The 24,149-nt window shown below is 61.8% G+C and carries 22 protein-coding genes; 6 read left to right on the top strand and 16 right to left on the bottom strand.

Annotated features, from left to right (window positions below; all coding sequences use genetic code 11):
- Positions 1–17: 17 nt before the first annotated feature.
- From AC1Q9F_RS14260 to ubiE, 5 genes are all read right to left on the bottom strand, one after another.
- Positions 18–350: a phosphoribosyl-ATP diphosphatase gene (locus tag AC1Q9F_RS14260; protein WP_007952422.1), complete on the bottom strand. Its 333-nt coding sequence runs from the start codon at positions 348–350 to the stop codon at positions 18–20.
- Positions 343–744 (bottom strand): phosphoribosyl-AMP cyclohydrolase, encoded by a 402-nt coding sequence (gene hisI, locus AC1Q9F_RS14255; protein WP_007909357.1) that lies wholly within the window; start codon positions 742–744, stop codon positions 343–345. The genes AC1Q9F_RS14260 and hisI overlap by 8 nt, the downstream gene beginning before the upstream one ends.
- 80 nt (positions 745–824) lie before the next feature.
- Complete coding sequence (gene ubiB, locus AC1Q9F_RS14250) at positions 825–2,429, bottom strand: ubiquinone biosynthesis regulatory protein kinase UbiB (protein WP_492620068.1); 1,605 nt, start codon at positions 2,427–2,429, stop codon at positions 825–827.
- Positions 2,426–3,049, bottom strand: coding sequence for a ubiquinone biosynthesis accessory factor UbiJ (locus AC1Q9F_RS14245; protein ID WP_007952419.1), 624 nt, complete (start codon positions 3,047–3,049; stop codon positions 2,426–2,428). The genes ubiB and AC1Q9F_RS14245 overlap by 4 nt, the downstream gene beginning before the upstream one ends.
- Complete coding sequence (gene ubiE, locus AC1Q9F_RS14240; protein ID WP_007952418.1) at positions 3,049–3,819, bottom strand: bifunctional demethylmenaquinone methyltransferase/2-methoxy-6-polyprenyl-1,4-benzoquinol methylase UbiE; 771 nt, start codon at positions 3,817–3,819, stop codon at positions 3,049–3,051. The genes AC1Q9F_RS14245 and ubiE overlap by 1 nt, the downstream gene beginning before the upstream one ends.
- Positions 3,820–3,984: 165 nt before the next feature.
- Here ubiE and AC1Q9F_RS14235 point away from each other — a divergent pair, with 165 nt between their 5' ends.
- The 3 genes from AC1Q9F_RS14235 (at position 3,985) to AC1Q9F_RS14225 (ending at position 5,721) form a co-directional block, all read left to right on the top strand.
- Positions 3,985–4,260: a polyhydroxyalkanoic acid system family protein gene (locus AC1Q9F_RS14235; RefSeq protein ID WP_007952417.1), complete on the top strand. Its 276-nt coding sequence runs from the start codon at positions 3,985–3,987 to the stop codon at positions 4,258–4,260.
- A 161-nt stretch (positions 4,261–4,421) separates the two neighbouring features.
- Positions 4,422–4,844 (top strand): phasin family protein, encoded by a 423-nt coding sequence (locus AC1Q9F_RS14230; RefSeq protein WP_007952416.1) that lies wholly within the window; start codon positions 4,422–4,424, stop codon positions 4,842–4,844.
- Positions 4,845–4,854: 10 nt separating this feature from the next.
- The gene (locus AC1Q9F_RS14225) at positions 4,855–5,721 is read left to right on the top strand and encodes a phasin family protein (protein ID WP_115076253.1); all 867 of its coding nucleotides are present in this window, start codon (positions 4,855–4,857) and stop codon (positions 5,719–5,721) included.
- A 70-nt stretch (positions 5,722–5,791) separates the two neighbouring features.
- Here AC1Q9F_RS14225 and AC1Q9F_RS14220 read toward each other — a convergent pair whose 3' ends face one another.
- The 10 genes from AC1Q9F_RS14220 to AC1Q9F_RS14175 all read right to left on the bottom strand — a co-directional run bounded on the left by AC1Q9F_RS14220 (position 5,792) and on the right by AC1Q9F_RS14175 (position 18,665).
- Positions 5,792–6,412, bottom strand: coding sequence for a TetR/AcrR family transcriptional regulator (locus tag AC1Q9F_RS14220; RefSeq protein WP_492620069.1), 621 nt, complete (start codon positions 6,410–6,412; stop codon positions 5,792–5,794).
- A 28-nt stretch (positions 6,413–6,440) separates the two neighbouring features.
- Complete coding sequence (gene phaC, locus AC1Q9F_RS14215; RefSeq protein WP_179692938.1) at positions 6,441–8,123, bottom strand: class II poly(R)-hydroxyalkanoic acid synthase; 1,683 nt, start codon at positions 8,121–8,123, stop codon at positions 6,441–6,443.
- A 152-nt stretch (positions 8,124–8,275) separates the two neighbouring features.
- Entirely contained in the window at positions 8,276–9,130 is an 855-nt protein-coding gene (phaZ, locus tag AC1Q9F_RS14210) for a poly(3-hydroxyalkanoate) depolymerase (protein ID WP_007952412.1), read from the bottom strand.
- Positions 9,131–9,198: 68 nt separating this feature from the next.
- A complete protein-coding gene (phaC, locus tag AC1Q9F_RS14205; protein ID WP_039772445.1) occupies positions 9,199–10,878 on the bottom strand; it encodes a class II poly(R)-hydroxyalkanoic acid synthase in 1,680 nt (559 codons plus the stop codon).
- Between the two features lie 258 nt (positions 10,879–11,136).
- Positions 11,137–11,514: a gamma-butyrobetaine hydroxylase family protein gene (locus AC1Q9F_RS14200; protein WP_085698107.1), complete on the bottom strand. Its 378-nt coding sequence runs from the start codon at positions 11,512–11,514 to the stop codon at positions 11,137–11,139.
- A 153-nt stretch (positions 11,515–11,667) separates the two neighbouring features.
- Positions 11,668–13,005, bottom strand: coding sequence for an ATP-dependent protease ATPase subunit HslU (gene hslU, locus AC1Q9F_RS14195; RefSeq protein ID WP_207984779.1), 1,338 nt, complete (start codon positions 13,003–13,005; stop codon positions 11,668–11,670).
- 55 nt (positions 13,006–13,060) lie between these two features.
- Positions 13,061–13,591, bottom strand: a complete 531-nt coding sequence (gene hslV / locus AC1Q9F_RS14190) for an ATP-dependent protease subunit HslV (protein ID WP_003196958.1) — start codon at positions 13,589–13,591, stop codon at positions 13,061–13,063.
- Between the two features lie 257 nt (positions 13,592–13,848).
- Positions 13,849–14,565: an SPOR domain-containing protein gene (locus AC1Q9F_RS14185; RefSeq protein WP_011332070.1), complete on the bottom strand. Its 717-nt coding sequence runs from the start codon at positions 14,563–14,565 to the stop codon at positions 13,849–13,851.
- A 1-nt stretch (position 14,566) separates the two neighbouring features.
- Positions 14,567–16,303 carry an arginine--tRNA ligase gene (gene argS, locus AC1Q9F_RS14180; protein ID WP_102718298.1) on the bottom strand — a complete coding sequence of 579 codons (1,737 nt, stop codon included), beginning with the start codon at positions 16,301–16,303 and terminating at the stop codon, positions 14,567–14,569.
- A gap of 142 nt (positions 16,304–16,445) precedes the next feature.
- Positions 16,446–18,665: a primosomal protein N' gene (locus tag AC1Q9F_RS14175; protein WP_492620070.1), complete on the bottom strand. Its 2,220-nt coding sequence runs from the start codon at positions 18,663–18,665 to the stop codon at positions 16,446–16,448.
- A 169-nt stretch (positions 18,666–18,834) separates the two neighbouring features.
- On the opposite strand from AC1Q9F_RS14175, the gene rpmE reads away from it, so the two are divergent.
- From rpmE to AC1Q9F_RS14160, 3 genes are all read left to right on the top strand, one after another.
- On the top strand, positions 18,835–19,053 hold the full coding sequence (rpmE, locus tag AC1Q9F_RS14170; protein WP_007952398.1) for a 50S ribosomal protein L31: 219 nt from the start codon (positions 18,835–18,837) through the stop codon (positions 19,051–19,053).
- Positions 19,054–19,094: 41 nt separating this feature from the next.
- Positions 19,095–19,877, top strand: a complete 783-nt coding sequence (locus tag AC1Q9F_RS14165; RefSeq protein ID WP_492620071.1) for a thermonuclease family protein — start codon at positions 19,095–19,097, stop codon at positions 19,875–19,877.
- 184 nt (positions 19,878–20,061) lie between these two features.
- Positions 20,062–21,330, top strand: coding sequence for a malic enzyme-like NAD(P)-binding protein (locus AC1Q9F_RS14160; RefSeq protein WP_007952395.1), 1,269 nt, complete (start codon positions 20,062–20,064; stop codon positions 21,328–21,330).
- Between the two features lie 161 nt (positions 21,331–21,491).
- Here the strand turns inward: AC1Q9F_RS14160 and AC1Q9F_RS14155 are convergent, their stop codons facing one another.
- Positions 21,492–23,936 carry a penicillin-binding protein 1A gene (locus tag AC1Q9F_RS14155; RefSeq protein WP_492620199.1) on the bottom strand — a complete coding sequence of 815 codons (2,445 nt, stop codon included), beginning with the start codon at positions 23,934–23,936 and terminating at the stop codon, positions 21,492–21,494.
- Between the last annotated feature and the right edge of the window lie 213 nt (positions 23,937–24,149).

The raw sequence follows: 24,149 nt of genomic DNA, 5'->3' as shown, positions 1-24,149 counted from the left end.
TCCTCTCTAATAGTTGTTCAGGCGGACGGACGCGAGGCTTTCTCGACGTGTCCGGACAGGCCGAAACGGCGATCCAGTTCATCCAGCACCGCCTGCGGATGCTGCCCCAGCTGGGCAAGCATGACCATGCTGTGGAACCACAGGTCGGCGGTCTCGTAGATCACGTCGCTGCAGTCGCCGCTGACGGCGGCGTCCTTGGCGGCAATGATCGTTTCGACCGATTCTTCGCCGACTTTCTCCAGAATCTTGTTCAGACCCTTGTGGTACAGGCTGGCGACATACGAGCTGTCGGCGGCTGCGCCTTTGCGCTCTTCCAGCACCTGAGCAAGGCGGGTCAGGGTGTCACTCATGTTTGTGTCCTGCGGAATAGATGGCGTGCGGGTCTTTCAGGACCGGGTCGACCGTTTTCCAGTCGCCGTTTTCGAAGACGCGGTAGAAGCAGCTTTGACGGCCGGTATGGCAAGCGATGTCGCCGATCTGTTCGACCATCAGGATGATGACGTCGGCGTCGCAGTCCAGACGCATTTCATGCAGCGTCTGTACGTGGCCGGACTCTTCGCCCTTGCGCCACAGCTTGCCACGGGAACGTGACCAATAGATGGCACGGTTTTCCGCCGCGGTCAGCTCCAGGGCTTCGCGGTTCATCCAGGCCATCATCAATACGCGTCCGGTCTTGTGATCCTGGGCAATCGCCGGCACCAGGCCATCGGCGTCCCACTTGATCTCGTCCAGCCAGTTTTTCATCTTCGACTCCGACAGCGAACCCACACTTCAATAGTCGGGTTCAGGCGTTGAAACAGTGTGCCAGCCGATCACGGAACTGGCTATCGGCGAACGACCAGATACAAGCCGACTGCCACCATGATTCCGGCGGGCCAATGCCCCAGTTCGTGCATCGGGCCCCCGGCGGCGAGGATCGTACCGCCCGCCAGATGGGCACTGCCGAGCAGGCGCAGAAACCAGTCGTCCTTGCGTTTTTTCCACGGTGGCGGCGGGTCGTTGGCGTGGGGCTGGGACATGCGTTCGAGCAGATCGCGGGCCATGTTGGCCAGGTGCGGCAGCTGTTCGAACTGGCTCTGGACGTTGCCGATCAAGGCTTTCGGGCTGACGCGCTCGCGCATCCAGCGTTCGAGGAACGGCTGCGCGGTGTTCCACAGATCGAGGTCCGGGTACAGCTGACGGCCCAGGCCTTCGATGTTCAGCAGGGTCTTTTGCAGCAATACGAGTTGCGGCTGCACTTCCATGTTGAAGCGGCGCGCGGTCTGGAACAGGCGCATCAGCACCTGGCCAAATGAAATATCTTTTAATGGTTTTTCGAAGATCGGCTCGCACACGGTACGGATCGCCGCTTCGAATTCGTTGAGCTTGGTTTCCGCCGGCACCCAGCCCGAATCGATGTGCAATTGCGCCACGCGGCGGTAGTCGCGCTTGAAGAAGGCGAACAGGTTGCGCGCCAGATAATCCTGGTCTTCCGGGGTCAGGCTGCCGACGATGCCGCAGTCGATCGCGATGTACTGCGGGCTCCACGGGTTGACGGTGCTGACGAAGATGTTGCCCGGGTGCATGTCGGCGTGGAAGAAACTGTCGCGGAATACCTGGGTGAAGAAGATCTCCACGCCACGTTCGGCGAGCATTTTCATGTTGGTGCGCTGGTCGGCGAGGGTCGCCAGATCCGTCACCTGAATCCCGTAGATGCGCTCCATCACCAGCACTTTCGGCCGGCACCAGTCCCAGTAGACTTGCGGCACGTAGAGCAGCGGCGAGCCTTCGAAGTTACGCTTCAACTGGCTGGCGTTGGCCGCCTCGCGCAACAGGTCGAGTTCGTCGTAGATGGTTTTTTCGTAGTCGCTGACCACGTCCACCGGGTGCAGCAGACGGGCGTCGGCGGAGACCTTTTCGGCGGCGCGGGCGAGGATGAACAGCCACGCCAGATCCTGCGCGATGATCGGCTTCAGGCCCGGGCGGATCACCTTGACCACCACTTCTTCACCGGTCTTCAGTTGCGCGGCGTGTACCTGCGCCACCGAGGCCGAGGCCAGCGGTTCGACGTCGAAACGGCTGAACACTTCGCTGATCTTCTTGCCCAGTTGCTCTTCGATCAGTTTGACCGACAGCTGCGAATCGAACGGCGGTACGCGGTCCTGCAACCGCATCAGCTCATCGGCGATGTCTTCCGGCAGCAGGTCGCGGCGGGTCGAGAGTATCTGCCCGAACTTGATGAAGATCGGCCCCAGGTCCTGCAAGGCCAGGCGCAGGCGTGCGCCACGGCTCAGATCCAGCGGCTTGCGCGGGAACCAGCGCCACGGCAGAACGTAGCGCAGCGCCAGCAGGAACCACGGCAAAGGCAGATCGAACAGCAGGTCATCGAGGCGGTAGCGGATCACGACGCGCTGGATGCGCAACAGACGGCGGACGGCGAGCAGCTTCATGCGTTATCGCTTGGGTCGAGGGATCGGGAAAGGCGCTCGAAGCGCGCCTCGAGACGTTCCAGATCGAGTTTGATCCGGTCCAGTTCGCTGAAGCGGGCTTCGGCTTCGCGCTGACCGACGAGGGTGCGCGATTCTTCGGCCAGGTATTCGGCGAGGTTCTGGTTGAGGCTGGCAAATCCTTGTTGATACCAGCGGGCGCGGCTGCGCAGGTGACCGCCGACCAGTTGCGTGGCGACAGGTCCCAGCCAGCGCGAGAGTTCGTACTCCCAGTCCAGCTCCAGATCCTGCAGCACGCCCGCCAGCTCCAGCAGCACGCCGCTGTCGCCGTCGAGTTCGACTTCCGGCGCGTGCAGCACCGCCGTCTTGTCCTTGCTCAGGGCCAGTTTCACCAGGCTCGAGGCCGGGGCGCGCAGGGTACAGTCGACGCCGGTTTCCCAGTGGGACGCCAGCATCAGGCCTTCGTCGCTCGGCAGGATGAACAGTTGCAGCGCCGGGCTGCGGCAATCCACGGCAATCACTTTGCCGGTCAGATGCGCCAGTCGCGGCAGCGCCGTGCTGTCGAGACGCAGCACGCGGTTCAGGCCGAGTTCGACGCTGGCGAGCAGCCCGGTCAGCAGCATCAGGGTTTGATGCCGCGGTGCAGGGCGACGATGCCTGCGGTCATGTTGTGATAGGTCACGCGGTCGAAACCGGCGTCGACCATCATCGACTTCAGGGTTTCCTGATTCGGGTGCATGCGGATCGATTCGGCCAGGTAGCGATAGCTTTCCGAGTCATTGGTGATCAGCTTGCCCATCAGCGGCATGAAGGCGAACGAGTAGGCGTCGTAGGCCTTGGACATCAGCGCGTTGGTCGGCTTGGAGAATTCCAGCACCAGCAGGCGGCCGCCCGGCTTGAGTACGCGCAGCATCGAGCGCAGGGCGTCTTCCTTGTGCGTCACGTTGCGCAGGCCGAAGGCGATGGTAACGCAGTCGAAATGGTTGTCCGGGAACGGCAGCTTTTCAGCGTCTGCCTGGACGAACTCGACGTTGCCCGAAACACCGACGTCCAGCAGGCGGTCACGACCGACCTTGAGCATGGATTCGTTGATGTCCGCGAGAACCACCTGACCGGTCGGGCCGACCAGGTGCGAGAATTTCTTGGTCAGGTCGCCGGTGCCACCCGCGATGTCCAGCACGCGGTTGCCGGCGCGCACGCCCGACAGTTCGATCGCGAAACGCTTCCACAGACGGTGCATGCCGCCCGACAGAAGGTCGTTCATCAGGTCGTACTTGGCGGCCACGGAGTGGAACACCTCAGCGACTTTTTCCGCTTTCTGGCTTTCCGGAACGTTTTTGAAGCCGAAGTGAGTGGTGGGTTCGGCATCGCTGCCTTTGCGCTGATCAGTCATATCGCTGTCACCAAAAGAGAATGCGCGACATTCTAATCCCCAAGCCATGCTTTGTCTTGGAATGGCTAAAGGTAAGATGGGCAACCTTCGGGACGATTTGCCGCAGTGGCGGTCAAGATTCGTTGCAGGCATTCATAGCCCCATTCAAAAAGCAGGAGTCATTCAATGGCCCATATCAGTGTTGAGCGTGCCCACAGCCTGGGCAAGGAAGCGGCCCGCGAGAAAGCCGACAAACTGGCGCAGAAACTCTCCGATCAATATGGCCTCGAGCCGCAGTGGTCGGGCGATGTCCTGAACCTCAAGCGTTCGGGCGTGAAGGGCGCGGTGCATGTGGCCGAGGATTCGATCCGGGTCGACGTCGAACTGGGCCTGATGATGTCGGCCATGAGCGGCATGATCAAAGCCGAGATCGAAAAGGCGCTGGATAAAGCGCTGGTCTGATCGGGACAAAACGGGGAGCTTCGGGCTCCCCGTTTTTTTCTCGTGCACCTGCCTTTCATGTCAGTTGTTAGGGTGCCGTTTCTAATTTTTCTCCCTACTTTGTGCCTGAGCCCGACACTCGTCAGGGCAGTTCCTCAAACCTTCTGCGCGTGAGGTGCACCATGGCCAAAGTCATTTTGAAGAAAAAAATCGACGCTTCGACTTCCGCTCTGAGCGACGTCAAATCCTATGCCCGCAAGATCTGGCTGGCAGGCCTGGGTGCCTACACCAAGGTCGGTCAGGAGGGCAGCGAGTACTTTCAGGAGTTGATCAAGGCTGGTCAAACTGTTGAAAAGAAAGGCAAAAAAGCTGTCACCGAAAAACTCGAAGCGGCTAACGCCGAGATCGATGAAGCCAAGAGCGAAGTCAGCTCTTTCAAAGGCCGGGTCGAAGTTCAGCTCGACAAGGTCGAGAAGGCGTTCGACACGCGTGTCGCCAGTGCCTTGAATCGTATCGGCATTCCGTCTAAACATGACGTTGAGGCACTCTCTGCTAAGCTCGATGAGCTGACGGCATTGCTCGAACGCGTCGCGCGTAAATCTTAAGGAGAACGGGATGGCTGGTAAAAAGAACACCGATAAAGAAGGCAGCTCGTGGATCGGAAAAGTCGAAGACTATTCCCGCAAGATCTGGCTGGCTGGTTTAGGCGTGTACTCGAAGATCGACACTGACGGCAGCAAGCTCTTCGATACATTGGTCAAAGACGGCGAGAAAGCCGAGAAGCTCACCAAGGCTGCAGTCGGCAAGAAAGTCGATGCTGCCAAGGACTCTGCAAGCTCGGCAAAATCGCGCATCAGCGGCGTGAAAGATCGCGCTCTGGGCACCTGGGATCAGCTGGAAGGGGCTTTCGACAAGCGCCTGAACAGTGCGATCTCGCGCCTGGGCGTACCGAGCCGCAACGAGGTGAAGGATCTGCACAAGAAGGTCGATACCTTGACCAAGCAGATCGAAAAACTCACCGGCCTGAAAGCTCAGCCTGTCGCGGCCAAAACCGCAGCAGCCAAGCCTGCGGCCAAAACCGCTGCCAAGCCACTGGCTAAAGCCGCCGCCAAACCGGCCGCAAAACCAGCGGCTAAAACTGCTGCCGCCAAGCCTGCAGCGAAAGCCGCGGCCAAACCGGTTGCCGCCAAGGCCGCCGCCAAGCCGGCTGCAAAACCAGCTGCCAAACCTGCGGCCAAGCCAGCAGCGAAAACCGCTGCCGCCAAACCCGCTGCCAAGCCTGCCGCCAAACCGGCTGCGGCGAAAAAACCGGCAGTGAAAAAACCGGCCGCGCCAAAAGCCGCTGCGCCGAAACCAGCTGCACCAAAACCGGTGACCACACCGCAAGCACTGGCAAGCACGTCGAACTCGGCCTCGGCTCCAACCCCGGCGCCTGCTCCGACTGCTGCATCGACTCCGTCGACGCCAACCAGTCAGTCCTGATTTTTCAGGGCTCAAAAAAACGCCCGGCCTGTGAAGGTCGGGCGTTTTTGTTTGGGTAAAAGCCGTCGGATTACTCGTGATCTTCGAGATACTGCAAAGCCATCCTCTCCGTCGCCACCTTCACCGGCGGCAACAGATGCGGTGCCACCAGCATCATGATCTGGTACACCACCAGCCGCACTTCCCCTTCACGATCAAGAATCCGCTGATAGTCCAGCGAGAACAGCAACGTCATGGTGATCTGCTCCACCAGTTGCCCCAGCGCCTGAGTGTCGCTGACCAACTGCCCCGACGCCTTCAATCGCGCCAGCAATGACGCCAGCGTGCGCTTGAGTACGTTGAGAAACTGGCGAATGCCCTTGGCCAGTTTCGGCAACCGTCCCGCCAGGTTCGACAGGTCCTGGAACAGGAAGCGGTACTGCGCCAGCCTTTCGACGATCAGGTGCAGGAACAGCCAGTAATCCTCCGGCGCCAGTTCGACATCGGCGGGCGGGTCGAGCAGCGGGGCGAGGTCGCTCTGGAAGCGCTCGAACAGTCCGAGAATCAGTGGTTCCTTGCCGTGGAAGTGGTAGTAGAGGTTGCCGGGGCTGATCCCCATTTCATTGGCAACCTCCATGGTGGAGACGTTCGGCTCGCCCTTCTCATTGAACAACTGCAGGGCACATTCGAGGATCCGTTCGCTTGTTTTCATCCAGTCTTCTTAAAAGGGCTTGAGTCAGTCAGCGCACACGCACATAGGTGCCGGGTGCCGCTTCCATCGGTGGATAATTGGCGTTGCCGAGGGTCATCTGGGTTTCGCGCAGGGTGCCGGAGCGCTGCTGCACCCACTCCAGCCATTGCGGCCACCAGCTGCCGTCGACTTTCTTGGCGTCGTAGTACCAGGCGCGCGGATCACCGCTGAGCTTTCCGTTCTCGACGTAATTGGCTTTCGGGTTGCCCGGCGGGTTGAGGATGCTCTGCACGTGGCCGCTGTTGGACAGCACGAAGCGCCGCTCACCGCCCAGCAACAGCGTCGAGCGATACACCGCGTCCCACGGCGTGATGTGGTCGTTCATGCCGGCCACGCTGAAGCTGTCGACCGTGACCTTTTGCAGATCGATCGGCGTGCCGCACACTTCCAGGCCACCCGGATGGGTCAACGGGTTGTGCTTGAAGAAGTCCAGAATGTCGCCATGAAACGCGGCGGGCAGGCGGGTGCTGTCGTTGTTCCAGTAGAGGATGTCGAACGCCGGCGGCTCCTTGCCCAGCAGGTAGTTATTGACGAAATAACTCCAGATCAGATCGTTGGGGCGCATCCAGGCGAACACCTTGGCCATGTCGCGGCCGTCCAGCACGCCTTTCTGATAGGAGCGCCGCTTGGCCGCTTCGAGCGTTTGCTCATCGGCGAACAGGGTGGCCGGGGTGTTCATTTCACTGTCGAGCAGGCTCACCAGATAGGTGGCGCTGGAGACTCGCCGCAACTGCCGCTTGGCCTGCAGATGCCCTTGCAGCGCCGCGATGGTCAGCCCGCCGGCGCAGGCGCCCATCAGGTTGACCTCGCGGGCACCGGTGATCGCCCGGCAGATATTCATCGCTTCTTCCACGGCTTCGACGTAGGTCGACAGGCCCCATTCGCGATGGCGCACATCCGGGTTGCGCCAGCTGATCATGAAGGTCTGCAAGCCGTTCTTCAGGGCGAACTGGACGAAGCTGTTGCTCGGGCTGAGGTCGAAAATGTAGTACTTGTTGATTTGCGGCGGCACCACCAGCAGCGGTTTCGAATACTGCTTTTCGCTCATCGGCCGGTACTGGATCAGTTCGAGCATTTCGTTGCGAAACACCACCGAGCCGGTGGTGGTGGCGACGGTCTTGCCGACTTCGAAAGCCTGTTTGGTCACCTGGCGTGGCAGGCCGTCGTTGTGCAGCAGGTCATCGAACAGATGGCTCAGCCCGCGCACCAGGCTGTGGCCGCCGGAGTTGAACAGTTCTTTCACTGCCAGCGGATTGAGCAGGGTATTGGAGGGCGCCACGGCGTCGTTGAGCAGGGTGAAGGCGAAGTGCGCACGGGCGCGGTCGTCGTCGCTCATGCTGCTCTCGTCGATCCAGCTCTTGACCTGTTTTTGCCAGGCCAGATAAGCCTGAAGGCTGCGCCGATAGAACGGGTTCAGGCTCCACGCCGGATCGGCGAAGCGGCTGTCCTGCGGATTGGTCGGGTGCAGGGTTTCGCCGAGCAGCACGCGTCCGAGCGCGCCTCCCAGCTTCAAGGCGTGTTTTGCACTGTGGATCGGATTGCGCAGCCCGTGGGCCGCGACGTTGCGCAAGGTCGAGATCAGGTCCCGGCCGCGCAGACCGGTCATGGCACTCTGTGCATTGATGAACACGGCGGGGCTGGGCACGACGCCCGTCGCTGGTTTGTCACGCATGACTCAACACTCCTTCGTCTTCAGGCCAAAAACAAACACACCGAACCAGAACACCATAGACGCTGTTGCGGGTTGTTGCCTGCGCAGGCTCCCTGCCACGCACCTGTCCGGAAGCGCTGCAAGACGCTGTCCAGAAATCCGCGCCGGGACGGTTATCCGCCCAGCGGTGTCGGGTGCGGATGCATCACCGCACGCTGACGTTCCTCCTGGAGGAATTTCATGATGATCGGCGCCACCGCCTCGGCCCGGGTTATCAGGAACAGATGCCCGTCGTCGATGATGTGCAACTGCGCGTTGGGGATTCGCCAGGCGAGCATGCGCATGTTAATCAGCGGGATCAGCGGATCGTCATCACCGGCCAGCACCAGCGTCGGCTGGTGGATCTTGTGCAGCCAGTGAATGCTGGTCCAGCCCAGGCCCGCGAACAGTTGCCAGTAGTAACCGAGCTTGCCCGCCGAACGCACCTTGGCCGCATGGCTGGCGGCGAGTGTCGGGTCGCGGCGGAACGAGCCGCCGTAGATCATCGGGGCGATGCGGATCACATGGGACGGCTGGATATAGCGCCGCGGACTGGCCATCATCCACAGCACTTTCGGCTTGCCCGGCACCATCACCGCACCGGCAGCGGTCGCCGCCAGCACCAGCTTCTTGCAGCGTTCGGGATAGTCGTAGGCGAACTGCTGCGCCAGCGCGCCACCCCAGGACACGCCGATCACGTTGACCTGTCCGTAGTCGAGGTAATCGAGCATCCGCGCGGTGAGTTTCGCCAGTCCCGGAAAGCGGTACGGCCGGCTCGGCGTCGAGGAACCGCCGACACCGGGCACGTCGAAGGCGATCACTTCCAGGTCCGGATCCAGCGCCGCGACAAAAGGAAACACCAGCTCCAGGTTGGCGCCGATGCCGTTGAATATCAGCAAGGGCGTCAAGTGAGGCTTGCCGGGGCGGACCGCCGTGCGGATGGTCTGACCATCCAGCTCGACGGTTCGAAAGATGAACGGGTGCGGCATGCTTCAAGGCCCTGTGGGTCGCAATCTCAGTGTTCACCTCACTCCCGAAAGGGAGTGAGGTGTGTCGGTTACCGCTCGTGAACGTAAGTGCCCGGTGAAGCCTCGCCTGCGGGATACGCCTTGTTGCCCAGCTTGGTCGGCGCCTTTTTCAGCTCGCCCGAACGCGCGGCCTGCCACGCCTGCCAGTACAGCCACCAGGAGTCGGCGTGCTTGGTCGAGTTTTCCTGCCAGTCATCGGCATTGGCGGTCATTTCATCGCTGGTCATGTAGCGCGATTTCGGGTTGCCCGGCGGGTTCAGAATGCTCTGGATATGCCCGCTGCTGGACAGCACGAATTCCACCTTGCCACCGAACAGCTGCGCCGACTTGTAGCAGGACTTCCACGGGGTGATGTGGTCGTTGGTGCCGGCCAGCGAGAAGATGTCGGCGGTCACCTGCTTGAGGTCGATCGGCGTGCCGCACACTTCCAGTGCATTGGGGCGGATCAGTGGGTTGTTTTTGAACATCTCGATCAGGTCGCCGTGGAACGCGGCCGGCAGTCGAGTCGTATCGTTGTTCCAGAACAGGATGTCGAACACCGGAGGCTCGTTGCCGAGCAGGTAGTTGTTGACCCAGTAGTTCCAGATCAGATCGTTGGGGCGCATCCAGGCGAAGACCTTGGCCATGTCTTTGCCTTCGAGCACGCCGGCCTGATACGAGTGGCGCTTGGCGGTTTCCAGGGTCTGCTCGTCGACGAAGAGCGCGACGTCGCTGTCCAGCGTTGTATCGAGCACGCTGACCAGCAGGGTCAGGGCATTGACCTTGTTCTCGCCGATCGCCGCGTAGTGACCGAGCAGGGCGGTGCAGGTGATGCCGCCGGAGCAGGCGCCAAGCATGTTGACGTCCTTGCTGCCGGTGATCGCGGTGACCACGTCGACCGCTTCCTTCAGGGCTTCGATGTAAGTCGAGAGGCCCCACTCGCGCTGTTCCTTGGTCGGGTTGCGCCAGCTGACGATGAAGGTCTGCACATTGTTGCGCAGGCAGAAGCGCGCCAGGCTCTTGTCCGGGCTGAGGTCGAATACATAGAACTTGTTGATTTGCGGCGGCACCACCAGCAGCGGGCGCTCGTGCACTTGCTCGGTGATCGGTTTGTACTGGATCAGCTCCAGCACGTCGTTGCGAAACACCACCGCGCCTTCGGTCACGCCCAGGCTCTTGCCGACCTCGAACGCGCCCATGTTGACCTGGCTCGGCATGCCGCCGTTGTGCACCAGATCCTTGGCCAGATGCGAGAGACCGTCGAGCAGGCTTTTGCCGCCGGTCTCGAAGAAGCGTTTGACCGCCGCCGGGTTGGCTGCCGTGTTGGTCGGTGCCATGGCCTCGGTCATCAGGTTGATCACGAAGTGGCCGCGCGCGATGTCCTTGGGCGAGAGGCTGCTGTCGTCGATCCAGGCATGGAGTTCCTTGCGCCATGCCAGGTAGGTTTGCAGATAACGTTTGTACAGCGGGTTCTGACTCCACGCCGGATCGACGAAGCGACGGTCATCGCCCGCCGGTTGCAGGTCTGATTTGCCGAACAGCACGTTCTTCAGTTCGAGGCCGAACTGGGTGACGTGTTTGACACTATGGATCGGTTGTTTGATGGCCTGGGTCAGCACCATTCGAGCAGAGGCCAGCAGATCCTTTCCGCGAAGCCCAACGACAGGATTCAGCCCCAGGGTGTTCTCCGAGGCCTGGTACTTCAAATCATCGTTATTCTTGTTACTCATCTACGACGCTCCATTGTCCTGAGACGAGTACCCGGTTTTCTGCTGTGCAGTTCCACAGCCAATGCCAGGTACTACTGCTCGGGTGACCGTTGATTCTGCATAGCTGCTTTACAGTCGTAGAGCACTGCAGGGAACTTGCCAGTTCCATTGGTTACCCGAGATTGATTTTTTTCGCAAGCAGCCGATCCCGGGCCGCTTTAGCGGAGCATTCAAACAGATGAATCTAGAAAATGCCCTCTAAACAGTCCGAGGCGCGGACTAGAGCATCAGCTTGACGACGGACTGGTCCGGGTCGCGGGTTTTGCCGGCGGCTTTGAGCTCGGCCAGATAATCCGCCCAGAGTGCGTCATAACGTCGCCCCAGCTCGTACAGATAATCCCAGGTGAACAGACCGCTGTCGTGACCGTCATCGAAGGTCAGTTTCAGTGCGTACTGACCGGCCGGTTCTACCTTGGTCAGGCCGACGTGCAGCTTGCCGAATTGCAGGATCGGTTTGCCGTGGCCCTGGACCTCGGCGGAGGGGGAATGCACGCGCAGGAATTCGGCGGGCAGGGTGTATTCCTCGCCGGACGCGTATTTGAGCGACAGGGTTTTCGAGGCTTTGTGCAGTTTGATGTCGGTGGGGAGTTGGGTCATGGGCTGGCGTCCGAAGTGTGGGCGACCCTTGAGCAAGTGTGGGAGCGAGCTTGCTCGCGAAAGCGGTGTGTCAGACAACATTGATGTCGACTGACACGGCCTCTTCGCGAGCAAGCTCGCTCCCACAGGGTCCGCTACCGCTGTAAGTATGGCTTACAGGATATAACGGGACAGGTCTTCGTTCTGCGCCAATTCGCCCAGGTGGCTGTTGACGTATTCGGCGTCGATCTGGATCGCCTTGTCGTCGTGGGCGCTGGCCAGATCGCCGGCACTGAACGACACCTCTTCCAGCAGGCGCTCGAGCAGCGTGTGCAGGCGACGGGCACCGATGTTCTCGGTCTTCTCGTTGACCTGCCAGGCGATTTCCGCCAGACGCTTGATGCCTTCCGGCTGGAACTGGATGTTCAGGCCTTCGGTTTTCAGCAGTGCGCAGTACTGCTCGGTGAGCGAGGCGTGCGGTTCGCTGAGGATGCGTTCGAAGTCCTGCGGGCTCAGGGCCTTGAGTTCGACGCGGATCGGCAGACGGCCTTGCAGCTCCGGTACCAGATCGCTCGGCTTGCTCAGGTGGAACGCACCGGAGGCGATGAACAGGATGTGGTCGGTCTTGACCATGCCCAGCTTGGTGTTGACGGTGCAGCCTTCGATCAGCGGCAGCAGGTCACGTTGCACGCCCTCGCGGGACACATCGGCGCCGCCGACATTGCCGCGCTTGGCGACCTTGTCGATCTCGTCGATGAACACGATGCCGTGCTGCTCGACTGCTTCCAAGGCCTTGGCCTTCAACTCTTCTTCGTTGACCAGGCGACCGGCTTCTTCATCGCGTACCAGTTTCAGCGCTTCCTTGACCTTGAGCTTGCGGGCCTTCTTCTTGCCCTTGCCCATGTTGGCGAACAGGTTCTGCAACTGGTTGGTCATTTCTTCCATGCCCGGAGGCGTGGCGATTTCGATGCCGGCCATTTCGGCGACTTCGATCTCGATTTCCTTGTCGTCCAGCTGGCCTTCGCGCAGGCGCTTGCGGAACAGTTGGCGGGTGTTGGAATCCGGGCTCGGCGCTTCTTCGTTGCTGAAACCCATGCGTGCCGGCGGCAGCAGGGCGTCGAGGATACGGTCCTCGGCGGCGTCTTCGGCGCGGTGGCGAACGCGGGTCATTTCCTGTTCGCGCAGCATCTTGATCGCGGCATCGGCCAGATCACGGATGATCGATTCGACGTCACGGCCGACGTAGCCGACTTCGGTGAACTTGGTCGCTTCGACCTTGATGAACGGCGCGTTCGCCAGTTTGGCCAGACGACGGGCGATCTCGGTTTTACCGACACCGGTCGGGCCGATCATCAGGATGTTCTTCGGGGTCACTTCAACGCGCAGCTCTTCAGGCAGCTGCATGCGGCGCCAGCGGTTGCGCAGGGCAATCGCGACGGCGCGCTTGGCATCGTCCTGGCCGATGATGTGGCGGTTGAGTTCGTGGACGATTTCGCGGGGAGTCATGGACATAATAATTGACGGTCCTCAAGCAGAAACAAGCCGTGGCACAGGGGCCGCGTCAGGCTTATTCAGCGAGATCCTGCTCCTCAATGGTCTGGGTGTGGTTGGTGAATACACAGATGTCGCCGGCAATGCCGAGAGCGGTCTCGACGATTTCGCGGGCCGACAGGTCGGTCTTCTTCAGCAGGGCGCTGGCGGCGGCTTGCGCATAGGCGCCACCGGAACCCATGGCGATCAGGCCGTCTTCGGGTTCGACCACGTCACCGTTGCCGGTGATGATCAGGGATGCGTCCTTGTTGGCGACCGCGAGCATCGCTTCGAGGCGGCTCAGGGAGCGGTCGGTGCGCCATTCTTTGGCGAGTTCGACGGCGGCGCGAACCAGGTGACCCTGGTGCTTTTCAAGCTGGCCTTCGAAACGTTCGAACAGGGTAAAGGCGTCGGCGGTGGCACCGGCAAACCCGGCGATGACTTCGCCGTGGTACAGGCGACGAACTTTCTTCGCGTTGCCTTTCATCACGGTGTTGCCGAGAGAAACCTGGCCGTCGCCGCCCATGACGACTTTGCCGTGGCGGCGGACTGAAACGATGGTGGTCAAGGGAAGAGTCTCCACACTGCGGGGCGAAAATGCCTTATGCCCATTCATATGGGGGTGGTGGAGAGGATTTCAACTGCGGGGCGGGAGAGGGGATGAACGGTGGTTTCTAAGTGATCGCTTCCAGCGTAGCGACGTGATCGTTCCCACGCTCCGCGTGGGAATGCCTCAATGGACGCTCCGCGTCCCTGCGGCAAGGGACGCGGAGCGTCCCGGGCTGCATTCCCACGCAGAGCGTGGGAACGATCGGTGGGGAGGTATCAGCGGCTCTGGCGTTGTTGTAACAACAGGTTGCTGAAGCCGGCGCCCGCCAGTTGTTTCTGGGCGGTGGTCAGCTGTTCGCGGTTGCTGAACGGGCCGACCAGTACGCGGTACCAGGTTTCATCCTTGACCGTCCCGGACTCAACCGCGACCGCCTGGCCGAGCAGAATGATCTGCGCGCGCACCTTGTCGGCATCCGTCTCTTTGCGGAACGAGCCGGCCTGCAGGAAGAACTTGGTCACTGGCGCAGCCTTGGTCACCGGTGGCGCTGGCGGCGGGGTGATCCCGGCCAGTGCAGCCTGCGCGCGCGCGGTGTCGATCTTCGCCGCTTCCGCCGGGGTCACCGGCGTGGTCGGGATTGCCGGCACTTGTGGCGTCGGCAGGGTTTTCTCCGGCACCGCGTCCGGCGGCACGATCACTTCCGATTCCGGTAGCAGGGTGTAGAAGTCGTACTTCGGCTTCACCGGTTGCGTCGGGCTCGGCGGGGTCTTGTTGGCCTCGGCGATCTTGGTGGCTTTCTGTTGCTGCTGTTGCTCGATCTTCTCGCGCTTGACCGTGTCGCTGCCCTTGCCCGGCTCCAGCTTCATCAGGAACACGATGAACGCGCCGACCGTCAGGCCGATGGCCATCCACAGCCAGCCCGGAATCGGCTGCTTCGCTGGAGCTTGGTAACGGCTGGCGCCACGCTTGGGTGCAGGTTTTTTCTTGGCAGCCAACTTACATGCGCTCCAGGGTTTCCAGGCCGAGCAGTTCCAGGCCTTGCTTGAGGGTACGGCCGGTCAGCGCGGCAAGGCGCAGACGGCTTTGCATTTGTGCCGGGGTGTCGGCGGCGAGGATCGGGCAGTTCTCGTAGAAGCTGGAGAACAGGCCGGCCACGTCGTACAGGTAAGTGCAGAGGGTGTGTGGCGTGCCCTTTTCCGCAACGTTGTTCAGCACTTCACCGAACTGCGCGAGTTTGGCCGCCAGTTCCTGCTCGTGCGCCGCTTCGAGGACGATCTGGCCGTCGACTTCGCTGAAATCCTTGCCCAGTTTGCGGAACACGCCGGCCACGCGGGTGTAGGCGTACAGCAGGTACGGCGCGGTGTTGCCTTCGAAGTTGAGCATCAGGTCGAAGTTGAAGCTGTAGTCGCTGGTGCGGTGCTTCGACAGGTCGGCGTACTTCACCGCGCCGATGCCCACAACTTTGGCGATCGCGCGCAGTTCGTCTTCGGCCAGTGTCGGGTTCTTTTCCTTCACCAGGCTGTAGGCACGTTCCTGCGCTTCGGTCAGCAGGTCGATCAGCTTCACGGTGCCGCCATCACGGGTCTTGAACGGACGGCCGTCGGCGCCGTTCATGGTGCCGAAGCCCATGTGCTCCATTTCCATCGGATGGGTCACGAAACCGGCCTTGCGCGCCACGGCGAACACTTGCTGGAAGTGCAGGGCCTGACGCTGGTCGACGAAGTACAACGCACGGTCGGCCTTCAGCTTGCCGCTGCGATAACGCACGGCCGCCAGGTCGGTGGTGGCGTACAGGTAGCCGCCGTCAGCCTTGACGATGATCACCGGCAGCGGCTCGCCTTCGGCGTTCTTGAATTCGTCGAGGAACACGCACTGGGCGCCGTTGCTTTCGACCAGCATGCCGGCGGCTTTCAGGTCGTTGACCACGTTGATCAGGTCGTCGTTGTAGGCGCTTTCGCCCATCACGTCGGCCATGGTCAGTTTGACGTTGAGCAGTTCGTAAATCTTCTGGCAGTGCGACAGCGAGATGTCCTTGAACTTGGTCCACAGCGCCAGGCACTCGGCATCGCCGGCTTGCAACTTGACCACCAGACCACGGGCGCGGTCGGCGAATTCCGGAGATTCGTCGAAGCGCTGCTTGGCGGCGCGGTAGAAGTTTTCCAGGTCCGACAGTTCGTCGCTGGTGATCGGGTTTTCCTGCAGGTACGCCATCAGCATGCCGAACTGGGTGCCCCAGTCGCCAACGTGGTTCTGACGGATCACGGTGTCGCCGAGGAATTCGAGTACCCGCGCCACGCCGTCGCCGATGATGGTCGAGCGCAAGTGGCCGACGTGCATCTCTTTGGCCAGGTTCGGTGCCGACAGGTCGACCACGGTGCGTTGCGCCGGGCCAGCCTTGCGCACGCCAACGTGAGCGTCGGCCAGGGCGGCGTCGAGGCGCGAGGCCAGGGCTTGAGTGTTCTGGAAGAAGTTGATGAAGCCTGGACCGGCGATTTCGGCTTTGGTGACGTTCTCGTCAGCCGGCAGGGCGGCGATGATTTTTTCCGCCAGGTCGCGTGGCTTCATGCCCGCAGGTTTGGCCAGCATCATCGCGATGTTGCTGGCGAAGTCGCCGTGGGTCTTGTCCCGGGCGTTTTCCACCTGGATCGCCGGCGTCAGGCCTTCAGGCAACACACCTTCGTTGACGAGTTGGGTGAGGGCTTGTTGGATCAGCTGGCGAATGGTGTCTTTCATGGTCTTCTCTTTCGACCGCAAGCGCGGCGGCGCATCGATGCGCGGGTGGAAAAACTGGGCATTATCCGTTGCGAAGACGGGCTTGCCAACCTTAGCAGGCAGGATGTGGATGTGTGGTGACAATTCGGCCGGTTTTGCCCGGTCAGTACAGATCCACCGGATCGACATCCAGCGACCAGCGCACCGCCCGGCCGCTTGGCATCTGTTCCAGCACCAGCAGCCAGCTCGCCAGCAATCGGTGCAGCGGCGCCCGGGCCGTGGCTTGCAACAGCAGCTGCGCGCGGAAGCGCCCGGCCCGACGTTCCATCGGTGCCGGCACCGGTCCCAGCAGTTCGATGCCGCTCAGATTCTGTTCGGCCAGCAAACGCTCGGCCGCGCTGCATGCCTCATCAAGAAAGCCTTCGGCTTGCCCCGGCTTGTGCGCTTCGGCGCGCAGCAGGGCGAGGTGGGCGAACGGCGGCAGGCCGGCAGCGCGGCGTTCGCTCAGGGCCTGCTCGGCGAAGGCGAAGTAACCCTGCTCGGTCAGTTGCACCAATAAAGGATGGTCGGCCAGATGCGTCTGGATGATCACCTTGCCCGGTTCTTCCGCCCGCCCGGCACGGCCGGCAACCTGCACGATCAATTGCGCCATGCGCTCGCTGGCGCGGAAGTCGCCGGAAAACAGCCCGCCGTCGGCATCGAGGATCGACACTAGCGTCACTCGAGGGAAGTGGTGCCCCTTGGCCAACATCTGGGTGCCGACCAGAATGCACGGCTGGCCTTTCTGGATCGTGGCGAACAACTGATTCATCGCGTCCTTGCGCGACGTGCTGTCCCGGTCGACGCGCAGCACCGGATAGTCCGGGAACAGAATCGCCAGCCGTTCCTCGGCCCGCTCGGTGCCGGCGCCCACCGGCCGCAGATCGACCTTGTTGCACTTCGGGCATTGGCGCGGCACACGCTCGACGTACCCGCAGTGGTGGCAGCGCAATTCGCCGTAGCGCTGGTGCACGGTCATCCGCGCATCGCAGCGCTGGCACTCGGACATCCAGCCGCAATCGTGGCACAGCAGCGTCGGGGCAAACCCCCGGCGGTTGAGGAACACCAATACCTGCTGGCCGGCGGCGAGGGTCTGGCCGATGGCTTGCTGCATCGGTCCGGAAATGCCGCTGTCCAGTGGACGACTTTTCACATCGAGGCGCAGGAAACGTGGCTGTTTGGCGCCGCCGGCACGTTCGTTCAGGCGTAGGAGTCCGTAACGGCCGGTGTAGGCGTTGTGCAGGCTTTCCAGCGATGGGGTCGCGGAGCCGAGCACGATCGGGATGTTTTCCTGCCGCGCCCGCACCAGCGCCAGGTCCCGCGCGTGGTAGCGCAGGCCTTCCTGCTGTTTATAGGAGCCGTCGTGTTCTTCGTCGATGATGATCAGCCCCGGATTCTTCATCGGGGTGAACAGCGCCGAGCGGGTGCCGATAATAATGTCGGCCTCGCCGTCACGGGCGGCGAGCCAGGCATCCAGACGATCACGATCGTTGACCGCCGAGTGCAGCAGGGCGATCCGGGCGTTGAAGCGTTGTTCGAAACGGGCGAGGGTCTGCGGGCCGAGGTTGATCTCCGGGATCAGCACCAGCGCCTGTTTGCCGGCCTCGAGGGTTTCGCGGATCAGCTGCAAATAGACTTCGGTCTTGCCGCTACCGGTAACCCCGGCCAGCAGGAATGCGTGATAACTGTCGAACCCGGCGCGGATCGCCTCGTACGCGGCGCGCTGCTCGCTGTTGAGCGGCAACTCCGGCTGGGCCAGCCAGTGTTCATGGCGCGCGCCGGGGGCGTGGCGGCGCACTTCGACCTGCACCAGATCCTTGGCCAGCAGCAGATCGAGGCTGTCCTTGCTCAGCATCAGTTTGCTCAGCAACTGATGGGCGACGCCGTGAGGGTGCTGGGCCAAAGTCGCCAGGGCTTCACGCTGGCGCGGGGCGCGAGCGATGCGCGGGTCATCGAGGCTGGCGCCGGGAGCGGCGGACCAGAAGCGTTCCTGCCGAACCTCGGCCAGTTCACCCTGACGCAACAGCACCGGCAACGCCCAGCTCAGAGTGTCGCCGAGGCTGTGCTGATAATACTGAGCCGTCCACAGGCACAGCTTGAACAACGCCGGCGGCAGAGGTGCGGTAGCGTCGAGCAGCGCCAGCGCCGGTTTGAGCTTTTCCACCGGCACTTCGCTGGTGTCAGTGACTTCCACCAGAATCCCGATCATCTCCCGTCGGCCGAACGGCACCCGCAGGCGCATGCCCGGTTGCAACTGCGAACGCAGCACGCCGGCCGGGGCCCGATAGTCGAACAGGCGGCGCAGGGGCGAAGGCAGGGCGAGGCGCAGAATGGCGTCGGGCACGCGGGGGGATCTCAATGGGCGGGTGGGTAAAGAAGGGCCGGAGCCTAGCAGACGGTCGGTCTCAGTGACAGCTTGCGTGATCGGGATTGTCTGGTAGAATCCGCGGCCTAATTACGTGCGGTATTCAACAATCGTGTTGGATGGCGGCACGCCAGCTGAGGAAAACACCATGAAAGCCGATATCCACCCGAATTACCCAGAAGTTGCAGTAACTTGCAGCTGCGGCAACAAGTTCGAAACCCGTTCGACCTTCGGCAAAGCCCTGGCGATCGACGTTTGCAACGAGTGCCACCCGTTCTACACCGGTAAGCAGAAGACTCTGGACACCGGTGGTCGCGTTCAGAAGTTCGCCGACCGTTTCGGTGCTTTCGGCGCGAAAAAGGCCTAAGGCCCTTCATTCTGGAAAACCTCAGCGGCTTTTCCGGTCTGATGAAAAAGGCGTCCCTTGCGGGCGCCTTTTTTGTGTCCGCGATTTGGCTCTCCGCCGCCCAGGCCTTCTGCCCGGCGCCGGCCGGGCTGGACAGCGCCACGGTGCAGCGGGTGGTCGACGGCGACACTCTGCGCCTGAGCGACGGGCGCAATGTGCGGATGATCGGCCTCAATACGCCCGAGCTCGGCAAGCAGGGCCGCAGCGACGAGCCGTTTGCGGTAGCGGCGCGCAAGCGTCTCGAAGCTCTGGTCGCCGAGAGCGACGGGCGGGTTGGCCTGCGACTCGGCACCGAGTCCAAGGACCGCTACGGCCGCACCCTGGCCCATGTTTTCAGCGCCAAGGGTGAGAACCTCGAAGCACAGATGCTCGCCGATGGCCTCGGTTTCCAGGTCGCGGTGGCGCCGAATGTCGATCTTGTCGATTGCCAGCAAGCCGCCGAACGCCGCGCGCGACAGGCCGGGCTTGGCCTGTGGAAACGCTCACCTGTACTGAAAGCGGAGCAGATCGAGCGCTCGGGTTTCGCGCTGGTCAGCGGTCGTGTGAGCAAGGTTCAGCGCAATCGCGGCGGAATCTGGATCGAGTTGCAGGACAAGCTTGTACTGCGCGTTGCACCCAATCTGCTGGATCGCTTCGATGGCGCCTCTCTGCAGGCGTTGAAGGGCAGGCAGATCGAGGCCCGTGGCTGGGTGGTCGACCGTTCCCGGCGCGGTGGACTGAAATCAGGTCAGGCGCGCTGGCTGTTGCCGCTGACCGATCCTTCGATGCTCCAGCCGTCCCGTTGAATAAAAAGTTGTAGACATTTTTTCTGTCGATTGTGAACAGTCCAGCCCTTGTGCGCCGTGGCTCTTGGCCCAAAGTCGTAGGGCAGGGCGCTTGACAGGGGTGACCGGGCAGTCTTGTGGGGACTTTGCGAGGCGCGTATCCTCGCTGACCAGTCTGTCCAACAGTAAAAAGCGGAATGCCAAAATGTCTGATCTGAAAACTGCCGCTCTCGAATATCATGCCAATCCTCGTCCAGGAAAGCTGAGTGTCGAGCTCACCAAGGCCACTGCTACCGCCCGCGACCTGTCGCTGGCCTACAGCCCCGGCGTAGCTGAACCAGTACGCGAGATCGCCCGCGATCCTGAACTGGCCTACAAGTACACCGGCAAGGGCAACCTGGTTGCAGTCATTTCCGATGGCACCGCGATTCTGGGCCTGGGTAACCTCGGCCCATTGGCTTCCAAGCCAGTGATGGAAGGTAAAGGCGTGCTGTTCAAGCGCTTCGCCGGCATCGACGTCTTCGACATCGAAGTCGACTCCGAAAGCCCGCAAGCCTTCATCGACACCGTAAAACGCATTTCCATCACCTTCGGTGGCATCAACCTGGAAGACATCAAGGCACCAGAGTGCTTTGAGATCGAACGTGCTCTGATCGAGCAGTGCGACATTCCGGTATTCCACGATGACCAGCACGGCACCGCGATCGTGACCGCTGCGGGCATGATCAACGCCCTGGAAATCGCTGGCAAAACCCTGGCCGACGCCAAGATCGTCTGCCTGGGCGCTGGCGCAGCCGCCATCTCCTGCATGAAATTGCTGGTGAGCATGGGCGCCAAAGTCGAGAACATCTTCATGGTTGACCGTACTGGCGTGATCCACGCTGGCCGTGACGACCTGAACCAGTACAAGGCTGTGTTCGCTCACCCTACCGAGAAACGCACCCTGGACGACGCCATCGAAGGCGCTGACGTATTCGTCGGCCTGTCGGGCCCGAACCTGCTGAGCGCCGAGCAACTCAAGCGCATGGCGGCCAACCCGATCGTCTTCGCCTGCTCCAACCCGGATCCGGAAATCTCCCCGGAACTGGCTCACGCCACCCGTAACGACGTGATCATGGCCACCGGCCGTTCGGACTACCCGAACCAGGTCAACAACGTATTGGGCTTCCCGTTCATCTTCCGTGGTGCCCTGGACGTTCGCGCCAAGCGCATCAACGAAGAAATGAAGATTGCTGCCGCCAACGCCCTGCGCGAACTGGCCAAGCTGCCGGTGCCTCAGGAAGTCTGCGACGCCTACGGCGGTATCTCCCTGGAATTCGGCCGTGAGTACATCATTCCGAAGCCAATGGACAAGCGCCTGATCACCGTGATCTCCGACGCCGTGGCCAAGGCCGCGATCGAGACCGGTGTGGCGACCCTGCCGTATCCGAAGAACTACCCGCTGAAAAGCGTGGATGACGTGTTCAACGGCTAAGTCGTTGTAGCGCTTCAACCGAAAGCCCCGGCTCGTGAGAGTCGGGGCTTTTTTGTGCCTGAGGGTTTTGTGTCGGGTGGGTCGTCTCATCCACTGCCCATGCTGCGGGCGATAAAAAGCCCCGCACTTCTCACGAAGGCGGGGCTTTTGGCAGTTCAGCATCAGAACAAATCGATCGGCGCCTGCTCATCCGCCGGCAGCGGACTGCCCGGCACGGTGCCATTGCCGATCTCATTGACCGACGGCGGCGTGTCCTCGGCCTTGAACAGCTCGAAATACGCGCCCGGCGTACTCGGCGATGCCGCGCGACCGCTGACCGGGTCCACCCGCAGGCTGAGGATGCCTTCCGGCTCCGGCTGGACATGCGGTGGCTTGTCCTTGAGCGCGGCGGCCATGTAGTTCATCCAGATCGGCAGTGCCACGGTGCCGCCGAATTCCCGGCGACCGAGGCTTTCCGGCTGGTCGAAACCGGTCCACACGGTGGTCACGTAATCGGCGTTGTAGCCGGAGAACCACGCATCCTTGGATTCGTTGGTGGTACCGGTCTTGCCGGCGATGTCGCTGCGGCCCAGGGCCAGTGCACGACGACCGGTGCCGAGCTTGATCACGTCCTGCAGCATGCTGTTGAGGATGTAAGTTGTACGGCCATCGACGATGCGCTCGGCGACTGCCGGTGCTTGTGGCACGGCGGCGTTGCCCGGCGCTTCACCCGGAACCGGCGCTGCATTGACGGTAAACGATTCGGTAGCGGGGGCCGCGATGCCATCGGTGGCCGCGCCGCCCTGCGGTACGGTCGGCGGATTGGCGACGAACAGCGTGTCGCCGTTGCGGCTTTCGATCTTGTCGATGATGTACGGGGTGATCTTGTAGCCGCCGTTGGCGAAGGTGCTCCAGCCGGTGGCGATTTCCATTGGCGTCAGGGTCGCGGTGCCCAGCGCCAGGGACAGGTTTGGCGGCAAGTCCTGCTTGTTGAAGCCGAAACGGGTGATGTAGTCGATGGTCTTGCCTACGCCCATCGCCTGCAGCAAGCGGATCGAAACCAGGTTGCGCGACTTGTACAGCGCCTCACGCAGACGGATCGGGCCGAGGAAGGTGTTGGTGTCGTTCTTCGGACGCCAGACCTTGTCCAGGTACTCGTCGACGAACACGATCGGCGCGTCGTTGACCAGGCTGGCGGCGGTGTAACCGTTATCCAGTGCGGCGCTGTAAACGAACGGCTTGAAGCTCGAGCCCGGCTGACGCTTGGCCTGCATCGCGCGGTTGTAGTTGCTCTGCTCGAAGGCGAAACCGCCGACCAGCGAACGGATCGCGCCGTTCTGCGGATCCAGTGACACCAGCGCGCCTTGTGCCTGCGGAATCTGGCTGAACTTCAGCGAATTGTTCGGCTGGCGCTGTACGCGAATCAGGTCGCCGATCTGTGCCACATCCGACGGCTGACGCGGATTGGCGCCCATGCTGTTGGTATTGAGGAACGGACGGGCCCATTTCATGGTGTCCCACGCCACGTGCTCTTCGCCGGTGCGGGTCAGCACTTGCAGGCCGGTCTTGTCGACCTGGGTGACGATGGCCGGCTCGAGGCTGCTGATGGTGCGTTGCTTGGTCAGTTCGGTGGCCCAGGCTTCACGGGTCTTGCCCGGCAGGCGCGATTCAGGACCACGGTAGCCGTGACGCTGGTCGTAGGTCATCAGGCCTTCGTGCAGCGCAGTGTTGGCCATTTCCTGGAGGTTGCTCGGCACCGTGGTGGTGACGCGGAAACCTTCGGTATAGGCGTCGCTGCCGTAGCGACCGACCATTTCCGCGCGGGCCATCTCGGCGATATACGGCGCGTTCACTTCCGGGGTCGGCACGTGATAGCTGGCGTTCAGCGGCTCGTTGATCGCGGCGGTGTAGTCGGCTTCGGTGATCTTGCCGAGCTTGTACATGCGCCCGAGGATCCAGTCGCGACGCTCCTTGCTGCGCGCCGGGTTGGCCAGCGGGTTGAAGCGCGACGGGGCTTTCGGCAGGCCGGCGATCATCGCCATCTGCGCCAGGCTGACTTCGCGGATCGACTTGCCGTAATACACCTGCGCCGCCGCCTCGATGCCGTAGGCGCGGTTGCCCAGATAGATCTTGTTCACGTACAGCTCAAGGATCTCGTCCTTGGTCAGCTGGCGTTCGATCTGCAGGGCGAGAAGGATTTCAGTGGTCTTGCGCGAGAAGCTGCGCTCGCTGGTCAGGAAGAAGTTCTTCGCCACCTGCATGGTGATGGTGCTGCCGCCGGACTGGATGTGACCGCTCTTGACCAGCTGGGTCGCGGCGCGCATCAGGCTGCTCGGATCGACGCCATAGTGATTGGCGAAATTGTCGTCTTCAGCACTTAGTAACGCATTGATGAAATTGGGGGGAATGTCGGCGAAACGGATCGGTGTGCGGCGCATTTCGCCAAATTCTGCGATCAACTTGTTGTCGCTGCTGTAGACCCGGAGCGGAATCTGCAACTGAATGCTTCTCAGCGCCTCCACAGATGGCAAACCCGGACTAAGGTAAAGAAACGCGCCGCTGAGACCTAAAAGCAGTCCGCAGAAAACGGCGACGATGGACCAACCGAAAAATTTCAGCAGACGAATCAAGGCTTTTGGACATCCACGGCAAAGAATGAATTGGGCGACAGGGTTCCGGGAAACACACAGAACGACCCGCGCCGGCAGTAAAAAGCGGAAAAAATCGCTGGGCATTATAAGCACTTTTCCGCTGGGGGCGTCATTTGCGCTTCTGTCAAGACGGGGCGAGGGAACGCAATGCGCATTACAGAGTCCGTAACTCACGGATAGTCATAGGGA

Source organism: Pseudomonas sp. GW823-FHT04A03 (genome assembly GCF_058796615.1).
Note: the sequence above shows the minus strand (reverse complement) of the source record. Positions and strands in the feature narration are given on the sequence as shown.